The sequence below is a fragment of the Neisseria subflava genome (genome assembly GCF_003044935.1).
GTDB lineage: Bacteria > Pseudomonadota > Gammaproteobacteria > Burkholderiales > Neisseriaceae > Neisseria > Neisseria subflava_E.
The window spans coordinates 81,542-94,487 of the sequence record NZ_POXP01000002.1 but is presented as its reverse complement, the minus strand read 5'-3'; the positions used below and the strand labels follow the sequence as shown (position 1 = coordinate 94,487).

General features: G+C 47.5%; 11 protein-coding genes. 5 read left to right on the top strand and 6 right to left on the bottom strand.

What is annotated here, in order from left to right; genetic code table 11:
* Window positions 1–24 precede the first annotated feature (24 nt).
* From DBY95_RS06035 to carA, 3 genes are all read right to left on the bottom strand, one after another.
* Window positions 25–930, bottom strand: coding sequence for a hypothetical protein (locus DBY95_RS06035; RefSeq protein ID WP_107723730.1), 906 nt, complete (start codon window positions 928–930; stop codon window positions 25–27).
* A 362-nt stretch (window positions 931–1,292) separates the two neighbouring features.
* A complete protein-coding gene (locus DBY95_RS06030; RefSeq protein ID WP_016687622.1) occupies window positions 1,293–1,550 on the bottom strand; it encodes a SemiSWEET family transporter in 258 nt (85 codons plus the stop codon).
* A 137-nt stretch (window positions 1,551–1,687) separates the two neighbouring features.
* Complete coding sequence (gene carA / locus DBY95_RS06025; protein WP_107723729.1) at window positions 1,688–2,818, bottom strand: glutamine-hydrolyzing carbamoyl-phosphate synthase small subunit; 1,131 nt, start codon at window positions 2,816–2,818, stop codon at window positions 1,688–1,690.
* 501 nt (window positions 2,819–3,319) lie between these two features.
* Between carA and pilC the strand changes: the two genes are divergently transcribed.
* On the top strand, window positions 3,320–6,790 hold the full coding sequence (gene pilC, locus DBY95_RS06020) for a PilC family type IV pilus tip adhesin (protein ID WP_234394598.1): 3,471 nt from the start codon (window positions 3,320–3,322) through the stop codon (window positions 6,788–6,790).
* A gap of 274 nt (window positions 6,791–7,064) precedes the next feature.
* On the opposite strand, the gene DBY95_RS06015 is transcribed toward pilC, so the two are convergent.
* The 3 genes from DBY95_RS06015 to tal form a co-directional block, all read right to left on the bottom strand.
* Entirely contained in the window at window positions 7,065–7,799 is a 735-nt protein-coding gene (locus tag DBY95_RS06015; RefSeq protein WP_036493381.1) for a LytR/AlgR family response regulator transcription factor, read from the bottom strand.
* Between the two features lie 238 nt (window positions 7,800–8,037).
* Window positions 8,038–8,925, bottom strand: a complete 888-nt coding sequence (gene gluQRS / locus DBY95_RS06010; RefSeq protein ID WP_107723727.1) for a tRNA glutamyl-Q(34) synthetase GluQRS — start codon at window positions 8,923–8,925, stop codon at window positions 8,038–8,040.
* A gap of 152 nt (window positions 8,926–9,077) precedes the next feature.
* Window positions 9,078–10,133 (bottom strand): transaldolase, encoded by a 1,056-nt coding sequence (tal, locus tag DBY95_RS06005; RefSeq protein WP_107723726.1) that lies wholly within the window; start codon window positions 10,131–10,133, stop codon window positions 9,078–9,080.
* Window positions 10,134–10,267: 134 nt separating this feature from the next.
* Between tal and DBY95_RS06000 the strand changes: the two genes are divergently transcribed.
* From DBY95_RS06000 to lptA, 4 genes are all read left to right on the top strand, one after another.
* Entirely contained in the window at window positions 10,268–11,242 is a 975-nt protein-coding gene (locus DBY95_RS06000) for a KpsF/GutQ family sugar-phosphate isomerase (protein ID WP_107723725.1), read from the top strand.
* A 66-nt stretch (window positions 11,243–11,308) separates the two neighbouring features.
* Entirely contained in the window at window positions 11,309–11,845 is a 537-nt protein-coding gene (locus tag DBY95_RS05995) for a KdsC family phosphatase (protein WP_003686818.1), read from the top strand.
* Window positions 11,842–12,423 (top strand): LPS export ABC transporter periplasmic protein LptC, encoded by a 582-nt coding sequence (gene lptC / locus DBY95_RS05990; protein WP_003686789.1) that lies wholly within the window; start codon window positions 11,842–11,844, stop codon window positions 12,421–12,423. Before DBY95_RS05995 ends, lptC begins: the two co-directional genes overlap by 4 nt.
* Window positions 12,404–12,934: a lipopolysaccharide transport periplasmic protein LptA gene (lptA, locus tag DBY95_RS05985; RefSeq protein WP_107723724.1), complete on the top strand. Its 531-nt coding sequence runs from the start codon at window positions 12,404–12,406 to the stop codon at window positions 12,932–12,934. Before lptC ends, lptA begins: the two co-directional genes overlap by 20 nt.
* Window positions 12,935–12,946 lie beyond the last annotated feature (12 nt).

The following is a 12,946-nucleotide window of genomic DNA, read 5'->3' as shown; positions in this document are numbered from 1 at the left end:
TTTCCTGTTGGATTAAGTCTAAAGTTAATCTATTTTAACTGAAGGTAATGTTTTCAATGAATTGAGAAAGTTATGCCATTCTGCAACTTCCTCCTGTTTCTCAATAATTTTTTCAAATGGCAATAAATTCTCAAAGGTTAGGAAATTAACGCAAAATTTAATAGCAGTATCTATTTTATTTTTTAAATTTGGAATTTCTTTTACTTCCTTTGCCCAATATGCTAAGTCTTTGGATGATAATAAATCAATTTTATCTATTGGGAAATTTTCTATAAATTTTTTTAGTGTATCAGTAATTAGAAGTTTTAAATTATTCTGATCATACATTGCTTCTATACCAGAAACTGTAGCTATATTTTCTTCGATATATTTAATTCCGGTCCTACCTATATTTTCGTAGATAGCTTTTTCTTTTTCTGTCAGTTCTCTTTCAATTGTTATTTGATAAGTCCTATCTCTAGACATTTTTGAAATTTTTTTTCGAACAGTTTCCGGAATTCCTTTGCCATCTCTTAATTGACTAATATATCGATTAATATTTTTTGCAATTTTAAGTCGTGTCTCACACCATTCATTTAAGATGTTTAAATTGAAGGTATGTAATTCTTCTCGATTAGTGTAGTCTTTGATATCTTGAGTTAATTTCGATGACATAGTTTTAAAATCAACCCCAAAATATTTTTCACCACAATCTTTTCCAATATTTGTAATATGTCCATCAGTAGATACTACAATGTAACCATTTTGATGTTGAGTGTGGCAATTTTTCAATCCACATATAACTTTTCCATGTTCTCCACTATACTGGCCTATAATTTCTTTTAATTTGGTTTCTTCTGGATTTATCTCTCTTCTAAAACCAGCCATTTCTTCTAAGTCAGACCAGTTTTTTATGTAAACTAAGTTTCTATCTTTTTTTAAAGTAATCATGATAAGTCTTTAAGATGCAGTAATGTATATATAGAGTTGAATGATCTTTTATTGCTTTAAAAGTTATCTGAAAATTAGTTGACTCTTCTTGAGAGTAAGCCGTAGCCCGCATGTAGGGTGTGTGCGGTACGCACGCATGCGTTCTCTATTTTACCTACAATCCCAACCCACCGCGTGCGTGCCTTGCGGCACACACCCTACCGATGGGTTCAGAGGTCGTCTGAAAAAAACGCTCGCGGCGTTTGTTCCATCTGCCTTTCTATAAAAAGCTACCTGAAAAATTCCTGCCGTTGATATTTTGGTGACTCTTTTTCAGACGACCTTTTGCGTTTTTATGTTGCACAGGCCGTCTGAAAACTTCCTTAAAAACTAGTGATAAATGTAATCAAGCCCAAAATGATACCGGGGGCGTTTGCCAGCATGACGGGGTAGTCGCGTTTTTCTTTCAAAAAGCCGTAGGCAACCCATAATGTGCAGTTGATGGCGGCAACGAGGGGTTGCAGCGGCGAGCCGGGGTTGCCGGCAAGGTTGTTTTGGATTTGTGGGATGTAGGAAACGTACATACCGACGGCGGTCAGGGTGGCGACGACGGAAAGAATGCGCATTTGCTTTTCTGTCATGGTTTTTCCTTTCTGATTAGAAGGTTGGGTTTCAGACTGTGTAGATGTTGAGAGTGTGCCTGAATTTATATTTTTTGAGGTTTGGTTTTCAGACGGCCTGTTGTTGAGTTGAGTGTGGCCGTCTGAAAAAATCAGCTTTATTGTTTTGCTGCTTTGATATTGTCAATAAATTTGTCAAACAGATAACCGACATCTTGTGGACCTGGGCTGGCTTCGGGGTGGCCTTGGAAGCAGAACACAGGTTTATCTGTCAGTTCGATACCTTGCAAGGTGTTGTCGAACAAGGATTTGTGGGTAATGCGTGCATTGGCGGGCAGGGTGTCTGCATCGACGGCGAAACCGTGGTTTTGGCTGGTGATGACGACTTTGCCGCTGTCCAAATCTTGTACCGGGTGGTTGGCACCGTGATGGCTGAAGCGCATTTTCAGGGTTTTTGCGCCGATTGCGAGGCTGATCAGTTGGTGTCCTAAGCAAATGCCGAAAATCGGTTTGCCGCTTTCCATCAGTTTTTGTACGGCTTTGATGGCGTAGTCGCAAGGCTCGGGGTCGCCGGGGCCGTTGGACAGGAATACGCCGTCAGGATTGAGTGCCAATACTTCTTCCGCGCTGGTTTGTGCGGGAACAACGGTCAGGCGGCAGCCGCGTGAGGCGAGCATGCGCAGGATGTTGGTTTTGACGCCGAAATCGTAGGCGACGACGTGGTAAGGCTGTTCGGAAGGGGTAACGAAACCTTTGCCCAATTCCCATTCGCCTTCGGTCCATTCGTAAGTTTCTGTGCAGGAAACTTCTTTTGCCAAGTCTTTGCCGACCATGCTGCCGAATGCGGCAATCAGTTCTTGCGCTTTTTCAACGGTGGCATCTGCACCGGTCAAGATTGCACCGCCTTGCGAGCCTTTTTCACGCAACAGGGTGGTCAGGCGACGGGTATCGATGTCGGCGATGGCGACGGTTTTGTTGCGTACCAAATAGTCGTGCAGGCTTTCAGAGGCGCGGAAGTTGCTGTGTAAGAGCGGCAGGTCGCGGATAATCAAACCGGCGGCGTAAACGCTGCGGCTTTCTTCATCTTCGGCGTTGGTGCCGGTGTTGCCGATGTGTGGGTAGGTGAGGGTAACGATTTGTTTGCAGTAGGAAGGGTCGGTCAGGATTTCCTGATAGCCGGTCATGGAAGTGTTGAACACGACTTCGCCGGAAGTCGAACCTTCGTAACCGATTGATGTGCCGTGAAATACGCTGCCGTCAGCGAGAACGAGAAGAGCCGGAGTGGTCATGATGGAATCCTGTTTGCCTGATGATGGTCGGTTCGAAAAAAATGGGTCAGGCCGTCTGAAAAATAAAAATTGTTTACAAAAAAGACAGCCTTCGGAAATCTCGGCTAAAAAAAAACACGCTCCGCAGCTTTGATTTTGCTGTGTAACGTGCTTTTTCAGACATAGCGGTCTATGCCGTAGAAGCAGTGTATTTTAAGTCAAAGTAATAGGAATTTCAAGCGTAGAGCCAATAATCGATAATTTAAAAACGTTTTATCTTTACGGTACAGTCCCTTGCTTTTGTAATGCTTGATGAATAAGGTTGGAACTAAATATTCAGTCAGGCCGTCTGAAAACTGAGCAGGCAGATTGTTTCATTTTTGTTGTGTTTGAAATGCAGGTGTAGGGAAATTCAGCCGAATCAAACATGAAACAGGCTGTTTATGCTAGAATCGTAACCTTATAAAAAATAAAAACAACGTCATTTTTAGCTGAGATTATCCGATGAAAAAAGAACACATTATGCAAAACGCTCCATCAGGCCGCCATCGCCTCATTCATGCAAGTGTCGCTTCCGCTTTAGCGCTCATTAGTATTTCTGTTCAGGCAAATACGCAGCAATTTGCCCAAACTCCTTTTTACCTGCAAAACAAAACCGATGTCAGCGGCCAACCCAAAGTCAAACACAATATTATGTTTTTGATTGATGACTCGGGCAGTATGTTGGCTGATGCTAAGGGTGATTATCATGTTCGTGATGAGAATAAAAAAATCAATATTGCAAAATCGGCATTAAAGCAGGTTTTGGCGCAATATAAAGATCAGTTTAACTGGGGCTTGCAGACTTTACACAATAATCCTCGGTATTGGAAATGGGATGAGAAAAAAAGGCAAGAGAATAATGCTATTTACGCATATACAGAACTGCCTAGACCCGATGATACCAAAGGTGATATGAAGGATTCTGAAGGCTTTACGGATGGTTCTGCCGGTCGAAACTGGGAATATGTCAGTAAAAAAGTAGATGAAATGCTGGCTTATCAAGGTACGCCGACAACGCGCCGTTATTATGAAGTTGTCAAAAATTTCGTTATCCCAAATATTAAATACCGTTGTCAAAAATCTTATGTTGTTGTGGTATCTGATGGTGATGCCAATATGAGTTGTAGCAATCAGGGTGCCGGTGAGGATCCTCGCTTATCGCGCAATACCAGCTTCAACTACGATCGAGATTATTACTATTCAAACTACTACCGAGCCATCGAACATAGCGCGGATACGCCTGCATACCAATATTTCGAGCCGTCTGCAGCGAAGGCTTATGACGATAAATATGGAAAAGGTGAATTTTTCAACGATGGCCATGGCTTTAGTGGATACTTTGACCTGCCACTTTATCAATATGATGCCCATATCCCGGAGCATGAAAAAAAAGTGATGTGCCAATATACCGATTATAAATTCGGGTATAGCGATTATTATCGTAGGCGAATGTGGATAGGTAGCGGCGAAATCATTGTTCCTATTTGGGATAGAAACTATGGTAATGAGAAACGCGGTATGCGTTTCTTCAGTCAGACTTTGGCAGAAAAAGACATCAAAACAGAAAAAGATGGCAAAGATGCTGCAGGCAAGAGCTGGGATGGTGATCCAAGCGATCCTAAAGGCGTAGATTATAGCAAGCAATTGGTTCAGACTTTTACCGTGGGCTTTGGTGAGGGAGTTTCTAAAGTCGGGAGAGAATATCTGGAAAAGGGCGCCAGTCGCCCAGAATGGTATTTTAATGCCGCAAAACCTGAAAAGTTGCTCGATGCTTTCAAGACCATTGTCGACAATATTGAAAATGACAGCAAGAATACGAAATTTGAAGGAGTATCTTCAACTGCACCGGCAACGACCAGTACAGGTATTCCCAATATGGCGGCAACGGTTCATTTGAATACCGGCTCTTGGAGCAGTCAGTTGCGGTTTTATAAATTAAACCGTGATGGTACGCCTATCAATACGACCGAGTTTGTTCAGCCATCATTTAATAATCGCCTCACTTTGGTTAAGGACGGCAGTAAAACCTATTTCATCGATAGAGTTGATAATGAGGCTTCAAATGCCGATTTTGGCATTTCAGACGGCAGTGCGAAAGATAAGTTGGAATGGAAAAATGCATTGCTGAAATGGACTGGCCGAGCAGGTAGTAATGAAGCCATTAAAGCGGATGCAGCCATTAAAGCGGATGCAGAGACAAAAGGTTATAGTCAGTCTTATCGAATTCGTCCCACTGATCCAGCTGACGCAAGTAAAGATGAGCGCAATTTGGGCGATATTTTAGACGGTTCGGTTGCGGCTATTGGCGATAAGCGCGACAACCGTCAAGAGTTTTTGGTCGCCGCTGCCAATGACGGCATGGTACATATTTTCCGTAATGGTACGTCTAGCAATCCTTATGACTTGAAACTCAGCTATATTCCGGCAGGTATGGAGCGCGAGGATGATCAAGGTCAAGCAACAACTTTGGGCAAAGTTCTGAAAGATATTGCACGCGATGGTTACGGCTCTAGCACGCCACACCGCTATATGGTTAATGGTGGTTTTGTTCTCCGTCAAACGCCTGATAAGCAAACCTTTATGTTTGGTGCGATGGGGCAGGGTGGACGCGGTGCGTATGCGTTGAATATTGGTGCGGTAGCTAACAGTGATCGTAGTGGTTGGAATACGACTGTGCCTTTGTTTGAAACAAAAAAAGGCTCTGGCAATACGCTGGGTTATACCATTGGTTCGACACAAATTGGTCGTGTGTCTATCAAGCGTGATACTACTCCGGTCAAGCTGGAATCTAATGTGCGCTATGCGGGTTTCTTGGCCAGCGGCTATCGTACTGAAGATGTGAACAGTACCGACAATGAAACAGCTTTGTATATCTATGATATGACGGGTAAAGAAGCTGGTACGCAAGATACCGGTAAAAATGTTTCTGAAGCCGGCAAGCTCTTGGCTAAAATTCCTGCGCCGAATGGCAAAGGCGGCCTCTCTACCCCTACTTTGGTAGACACCGATTTTGACGGTATTGTCGATATTGCTTATGCCGGCGACCGTTACGGCAATATGTTCCGCTTTGACTTGAGTGGTGAAACTCCGTCCAAATGGTCTGCGCAAATGATTTTCCAAGGATCGGGTAATCAACCGATTACTTCTGCGCCTGCGGTATCACGCCGCAGTAAAGATAAGTATGTCGTCATTTTTGGTACGGGTAGCGAGATTTATCAGAATGAATTAGAAGGTACCAACGGTCAAATCAATGCCGTTTATGGTATTTACGACGATGTGTCTCCTGATGAATCTAAAAAAGCGGTTTTGGCGAAAAGTAGTGAGTTGGAACAGCAAACCAGAGAAAGTGACGGCGAACACATTTATGTCAGCGACAATAAGGTTGGCGAAGGCAAAAAAGGCTGGAGCCTTACTTTGGGTCCGAATGAACGTGTGACCGTCAAACCAACCATGATTTTGCGTACAGCCGTTGTGACCATCCGCAAGTATGAAACCAAAACAATTCATACTGATTCTTCCAGTACAGATGTTTGTTTGCCAGACAGTACATCCACGCAAACGACAGCGAAAACGATTATTCTGGGCGTAAATGCTGAAAACGGCGGCCGTTTGGGCTTGCGTGATGCGCGTATCTCCAGTAAGGATCGCACGTTTATCAAACGTGAAAATAATGGCCAGATTTATTACGCCAACGGTATGACTTTTGATGGCGTTATCAACTTTACTTATATGAATTCCAGCAAAGCCGACGATTCTCCGGTCACTGCCGATGGCGATAGCGGCGGCACGGGTACGGATAAGGAGCTGAACGCTACGCCGAGCGTGCCAAACAATAAATGTTTTGCAACCAAAGGCGATCGCAGTCTCTTGTCCAATCAATTGGACAGTCTGGAAGTTCAAGGCCGTACATGCGGACTGAAACGCATCAGCTGGCGTGAATTGTTCTTTTAATCTGTAAGGCTTAAGTATCGAGGCCGTCTGAATTGTTCAGACGGCCTTTTCTGTTGAGTAGTAGTAATTCAAAGATGTTGGATTGGTGGATAGAAAAGCTTGTTTGAAAGCAAAACAAGGTTTGATCAAATTGAGAACTTGGATAAAGCTAAACGACAGACTTAGGTTATTCTTTTTTTAAATTTCTACTATTTGGCTGAGAAGTTAAAAGGCCGTCTGAAGATATCTTTTCAGACGGCCTTTAATTTAAGGACAACGAGTTAAGGAGTACATATTAGATGCTGTTTTTAATGATTTTCCGCAGGGTGGACAGTTGTCGGCGGCTGACGGGCAACGGGGTCGGAATATCAAGAATTTTTGCGCCCCATGTGGATGCGGATTCGTCGTTTTCGTCATCGTCTAGTCGAATCAGGCTGTCGAGGGTGTGGCGGAAGACGAGGGCATTGCGGTGGATACGGATGACTTTGTCGCCCAGTAATTCTTCCCAGTAAACCAAGGTCTTCGGTAATTCGTAGCTGTGGCCGTCGCCAGTAAACAGATAGACGGTTTTGTGTTCCGCCATCAGGTAACGCGCCTGTTGCCATGGGATTTCGACCATGCGTTCGCGGTTGTAGACTTTGAAATGGGTGAAACTGTCTGCTTTTTCGCGGTTTTTCTCGATGATGCGGTCAAGCGCGGTTTGCAGGCGAGTCATTTTGATCGGTTTGAGCAGATAGTCTGCGGCAGCCAGCTCAAAGGCGCGCAGGGCGTGTTCTTCGTAGGCTGTGGTGAATACAATTTCCGGCTGGCGTTTGGCGGTACGCTTAATGCGTTCGACAAATTCGAGACCGTCGATTTCCGGCATGCCGATGTCGGCAAAGACGATGTCGACTTCGTGGACGCTCAGCCACTCCAATGCTGGCATGGCATGGTGAAAGACGTTGAGCAGTACGACATTGCACTCTTCCAATAATACACGTAAGCGTTCTGCTGCTAATACTTCGTCTTCTACAATAATGGCACTTGGCATAGCGGTATTCTTTTTGTTGTATCGTGGGAGATCTGCCGCGCTTTGTCATCCTCAATAACGCGTCAGCCGTATGTTGTTACAACCTTGAAATTATCAGTTTGTGACAATTTTAGGAAATTTTTGAAATATACATGATTTTTCGCTTCTTGGGCATGGTTTGGGATGAATCGGAAGATTACTTACATAATTTTATGAAATATTGTAATACCTAGAGTAATTTTGTTGTAATCGTGCTAATTCAGTCTGTGATAATGGACGATTTTGGGATTTTGTCCATTTGCCAGTGTGCCACCGCCCAATCGAGCAATTCTTGAGGATGGTTCACGGTAGGTGCATCGGGTAGGTTGAGGTAGGTTAGGACTTGGCGGAGAAGCTGTTCTTTTTGATTCAAATCCAAAGCCGGGGCAAGGGTTTGTTTCGACCATTTTTGCCCTTGGTTGTTGGTCAACAGGGGAAGGTGGGCGTAGGCCGGTGTGGGAACGCCGAGGCATTGTTGCAGATAGATTTGGCGCGGTGTGGAGACGAGCAAGTCCTGACCGCGGACAATATGCGTTATGCCCTGATCGGCATCGTCGGCAACCACGGCAAGCTGATATGCCCAATAGCCGTCGGCACGAAGCAGGACGAAATCGCCGATGTCGTGTGCCAGATTTTGTACGTAATGTCCGACAATGCCGTCTGAAAAACCGATCACGCGATCGGGCACTTGAATACGCCATGCCGGCGTTTTGTTTTGCGTGTCGGGCCTTTGCTGAGGATTGCGGCAACGGCCGTTATACACAAATCCGTCTGCGCCATGTGTTGCCGCCGCCTGCCAGTCTTTGCGGCTGCAATAGCAGGGATACACCAGCCCGGCCGCTTTGAGGCGGTCGAGGGTGTCTTGATATAGGTCGTAACGGCGGCTTTGATAGGCGACTTCGCCGTCCCACTCAAAACCGAAAGCTTCAAGCGTGCGCAAAATGTCGGCAGCGGCGCCGGGCATTTCGCGCGGGGGGTCAAGGTCTTCAATGCGGACCAGCCATTTGCCCTGATGATCGCGCGCATCGGCATAGGAGGCAACGGCGGTCAGTAGGGAGCCGATATGAAGCAGGCCGGTAGGGCTGGGGGCGAAACGTCCTATATACATGGCAGGGTGGTTTTGTAGGGCAGGGGAAGTATGCCTGCACGGTATTCAAATCGTGATAGAAAAGGGCGTGCCGTACACGCCCGAATTTGGGTTTCAGACGGCCTGAGACGTTTCAAAATGATTTAAGTTTCTCGGCCGTCCGTTCAATCCGCTTAAGCCAAGGGAGCAAGCAGTTTGGCAAAAGCGTCTTCAAATTGTTTCAAACCGTCTTCCTGCAAACGCGTTGCCAAAGTTTCGACATCAATGCCGAGTTTCGCGGTTTCGGCAAGCTGCGCTTGGGCTTCGTCCACACCTTCGGTCAAAGTGGCTTTGGCGGTGCCGTGGTCGATAAAGGCCTTGAGTGTGGCATCGGGAACGGTGTTGACGGTATGGGCGCCAATCAGGCTGTCAACGTACAAAGTGTCAGGATAGGCAGGGTTTTTCACGCCGGTAGATGCCCACAGAAGTTGTACGCGGTTGGCACCTTGTTCGGCAAGTGCGGCAAATTCGCTGCTGCCGAAGTATTGCGCCCAATCTTGATAGGCGGCTTTGGCCAGCGCAATGGCGACTTTGCCTTTGAGGTGGTCGGGCAGGGTGGCGTCCAATGCGGCATCGACACGGGAAATAAAGAAGCTGGCGACAACTTGGATATGGGAAACGTCGTGTCCTGCTTCCAAACGTTTGGCAATGCCGCGCGTGTAGGCCGCATAGGCTTTGAGGGTTTGGGCGCGGGAGAAGAGCAGGGTCAGGTTGACGCTGATGCCGTCTGAAACGAGGATTTTAAGCGCTTCGATGCCTTCGTCGGTTGCCGGTACTTTAATCATGACATTTTTACGGCCGATGGCGGCGTGCAGGCGGCGCGCTTCTTCAACCGTGCCTTGTGCGTCTTTGGATAATTCAGGCGAAACTTCGAGGCTGACGAAGCCGGTTTTGCCGCCGGTGGATTCATGTTCGGCAAGACATACGTCGCAAGCGGCTTGTACGTCGGCAACCGCCATGGTTTCGTAGCGTTGTTTCGGGGTCAGGTCTTGCTGTTTGAGCGCGGCTACTTCATCGGCGTACAGGGCATCTCCGGCAAAGGCTTTTTGGAAAATGGCAGGATTGGAAGTTACGCCACACACGCCTTGCTTCAGCATTTCTGCCAATTCGCCGCTTTGTACCAGCGAACGGGAGAGATTGTCCAACCAGATTTGTTGTCCTAATGCTTTAACGTCCGATAAAATAGTCATCTCTGATTCCTTTTACATAATAGGTTTGTTTGTGAAGTGGCGGTAATGCTACGCCGATTCGATGAATTTGAACAGTTTACAGCCGATTAATTTGGGCAAAACAAACCTAAATTCAAGCACGAAAGGTGGCTTTGATGGCGGAAAACACACTTTATCTCGACTGGGCGCGCGATGTATTAGATACGGAAGCCGAAGGTTTGCGTGAAATTGCAGCGGCTTTGGATCATGATTTTGTCCGTGCGGCAGAAGCGTTGTTGCACTGCAAGGGCAGGGTCGTCATTACCGGCATGGGCAAGTCCGGACACATCGGCCGCAAAATGGCGGCAACCATGGCTTCCACCGGTACGCCTGCGTTTTTCGTCCATCCTGCCGAAGCGGCGCACGGCGATTTGGGCATGATTGTGGACCACGATGTCGTGGTTGCCATTTCCAATTCCGGCGAAAGCGATGAAATTGCAGCGATTATTCCGGCATTGAAACGCAAAAACATCACGCTTATTTGTATCACTGCCCATCCGACTTCCACCATGGCGCGTCATGCCGATATCCATATTACCGCGGCGGTTTCTAAAGAAGCCTGTCCGCTCGGCCTCGCACCGACTTCCAGTACGACCGCCGTGATGGCGTTGGGGGATGCGCTGGCGGTGGTATTGCTGCAGGCGCGAGCGTTTACGCCGGATGATTTTGCTTTAAGCCATCCTGCCGGCAGCTTGGGCAAACGCCTGCTGTTGCGCGTGGCGGATATCATGCACAAAGAAGAAGCCCTGCCAGCCGTTTTGTTGGGCACGCCGTTGAAAGAGGCCATTGTCCGCATGAGTGAAAAAGGCTTGGGCATGCTGGCGGTAACCGATGCCGAAGGCCGTCTGAAAGGCGTATTTACCGATGGCGACTTGCGCCGTCTGTTTCAAGAACGCGACAGCTTTGCCGGTTTGAAAGTGGACGACATCATGCACGCTTCGCCGAAAACCATTTCCGCCGACCGCCTTGCCACCGAAGCTCTGAAAGCCATGCAAAGCGGCCATGTGAACGGTTTGCTGGTGGTAGAAGAAAACGGCGTATTGATTGGTGCGCTGAATATGCACGATTTATTGATGGCACGAATTGTCTGAAACGACGGCAAAAACGTTTTCAGACGGCCTTATGCTAGAATAGACCGTCTGAAATAAGGAAACCTTATGCAAAACCTCTCTTCCGACCTGCAACAACGTGCTTTAGGTATCAAACTGCTGATACTGGATGTGGACGGCGTTTTGACCGACGGCCGCATTTTTATCCGCGACAACGGCGAAGAAATCAAATCGTTCCACACTTTGGACGGACACGGTTTGAAAATGCTTCAGGCCAGTGGCGTGCAAACAGCGATTATTACCGGCCGCGATGCACCTTCCGTCGGTATCCGCGTGAAGCAGCTCGGTATCAACTATTACTTCAAAGGCATTCACGACAAACGTGCCGCCTACGCCCAATTACGCGAACAGGCCGGTGTGGAGGAGCATGAGTGCGCCTTTGTCGGCGACGATGTTGTCGATTTGCCCGTGATGGTGCGTTGCGGATTGGCGGTCGCCGTTCCTGAGGCGCATTGGTTTACTTTGCAATACGCCCATTATGTAACCCGACGATCCGGCGGCGCAGGTGCGGTGCGTGAAGTGTGCGATTTGATTATGCAGGCGCAAGGTACGCTTGAACCTGCTTTGAAAGAGTATGTACGATGAAAATCAGATGGCGTTACGGAATCGCCTTTCCGCTGGTGTTGGCCGTTTCACTCGGCGCACTGGCGGCGTGGCTCGGCCGCATCAGCGAAGTGCAGGTCGAAGAAGTCGTCCTCAATCCGAATGAGCCGCAATATTCGATGAAAGGCATCAACGGCAAACGTTTTGACCAAGAAGGCCGTCTGAAAGAAAACCTGAGCGCGGTCGATGCCGTCCAATATCCGAATAGCGCAGACGTGCATTTGGACAAACCACATCTTTCGTTTTACCGCGACGGCAGCCTGCTGTATGAAGTCGGCAGCGATAAGGCAGCGTACAATATTCAAAACAAAAAAGTCGTTTTTGAACAGAATGTTGTCTTAAATAAAGCGGCAGATGCCAAGCGTTTGGCCGGCATCGTCAAAACCGAACGTTTGAATGTTGATACCGAAGCGCAATACGCCCATACCGACAGCCCCGTTACTTTCCAATACGGACAGTCCGGCGGTCAGGCAAACGGCATGACTTATGACCACAAAACCGGTTTGCTGAATTTCCCTTCCAAAGTGAAAGCCACAATTTATGATACAAAAAATTTGTAAAACCTTAGCCCTTGTTGCCGTTTTTGCCGCCAGCCCGGCCTTTGCCCTGCAAAGCGACAGCAAGCAGCCGATTCAAATCGAAGCTGACCAAGGCTCGCTTGACCAAAACAACCAAAGCACTACCTTCTTCGGCAACGTCATCATCAAACAAGGCACGCTCAATATCCGTGCCGGCAGCGTGACCGTTTCGCGCAACGACAAAAGCGAGCAGTTGATGAAAGCCACCGGCTCGCCCGTCAAATTCAGCCAAGAGTTGGACGGCGGCAAAGGCGTGGTCAACGGCCAAGCCAATACTGTAACGTATTCTTCCGCAGCCAGTCTGGTTACCCTGACCGGCAATGCCAAAGTACAGCGCGGCGGCGATGTGGCCGAAGGTGCGGTCATTACCTACAACACCAAAACCGAGGTTTACACCATCAACGGCAGCGCCAAATCCGGTGTGAAATCCGCCGCGAAATCCGGCCGCGTCAGCGTGGTCATCCAGCCGTCCAGCACGCAGAAAAACAAATAAGAAAACACACAA